Origin of the sequence: Zobellia sp. 1_MG-2023, assembly GCF_030549125.1 — a bacterium.
GTDB lineage: Bacteria > Bacteroidota > Bacteroidia > Flavobacteriales > Flavobacteriaceae > Zobellia > Zobellia russellii.
Window position 1 is genome coordinate 1 of the sequence record NZ_JAUOSY010000025.1, and the last position, 1,418, is coordinate 1,418.

The following is a 1,418-nucleotide window of genomic DNA, read 5'->3' on the forward strand; positions in this document are numbered from 1 at the left end:
CCTAATGGGGATACACTAGCTCCTGTGGAGACAACAAGGTTCGTAGGGGCTACGAGCAAATCGGTTCCGAAGGGCACCGTAATAGTGGCAGTATGGTTCACATCATCCAATATGGCATTTCCAGAGGTCGGAGATAGGGTAAACTGGGTGATATCATTTTCACTGCTTTTTGGGTCATCAACTCCAGTTACTGTTACGGTAACCGTAGCAATATTAGAATTAGAATTACCATCGGTTACCCTATATTGAACAGTTGTTGTTTGGCTATCACCATTGTTTAGACCATCAAATTCGCCATTCGTATTGAATGTAAGGTTTCCGCCAGCGGTTATGGTAAACAGACCACCACCACCTGAACCGCTAATAGATTGTCCAATGTTAGCAGGGCTGCCCCCGACCCAATTGACTGTCAGGTCATCTCCTTCACTATCTGTGTCGTTCGTTAAAATAAGTACATTCAAATCCCCCGATTCAGCTACCGTAAAATTATCATCAACGGCAATTGGGGCAGTATTGGGAGTTTCTTCAACGGTTATCGTAATAGGTGTCGGAGAATTACTACGTATCGGACTACCATCATCAGTTACCGTTAGAACAACTTCATAAGTACCTGCAGCCGAAAACTTATGGGTTGGGTTGGCAGAAGTTGATGTGCTGCCATCACCAAAATCCCAAAAATAGCTTAAGGTGTCTCCAGGATCCGGGTCGGAGGATGTATTGCCTGTAAATTTTACGGTCAATGGAGCCGTACCCGTGGTAACATCGGCAGAAGAACGGGCTGTAGGTGTCTGATTTGCCTGTTCTACATTTATTGTGATTGTTGTTGCAGTGGTACTCTGTGCAGGATTTCCGTTATCTGTAACGGTCAAAATAACATCATATGTTCCTTCTGACGTAAACTGATGCGATGGGTCAATGGAATTCGATGTGTTCCCATCACCAAAATCCCAAAAATAGCTTAAGGTGTCTCCAGGATCCGGGTCGGAGGATGTATTGCTTGTAAACTGTACCGTCAATGGAGCTGTACCGGCGGTAACATTTGCAGAAGCACGGGCTGTAGGTGCCTGATTTGCCTGTCCCACATTTATTGTGATTGTTGTTGCAGTGCTACTCCGAACTGGGTTTCCGTTATCTGTAACCGTCAGTACAACATCATATATTCCTTCTGACGTAAACTGATGCGATGGGTCAATGGAATTCGATGTGTTTCCATCACCAAAATCCCAAAAATAGCTTAGGGAGTCTCCAGCATCCGGGTCGGAGGATGTATTGCCTGTAAACTGTACCGTCAACGGAGCTGTACCGGCGGTAACATTTGCAGAAGCACGGGCTGTAGGTACTTGATTTGCCTGTCCCACATTTATTGTGATTGTTGTTGCAGTGCTACTCCGAACTGGGTTTCCGTTATCTGTAACCGT

At 45.4% G+C, this 1,418-nt stretch carries 1 protein-coding gene; it reads right to left on the reverse strand.

Annotated features, from left to right (window positions below):
• Positions 1-1,358 (reverse strand): PKD domain-containing protein (locus Q4597_RS19675; protein WP_303407804.1); only part of this gene is annotated, 1,358 nt, incomplete at its 3' end.
• Positions 1,359-1,418 lie beyond the last annotated feature (60 nt).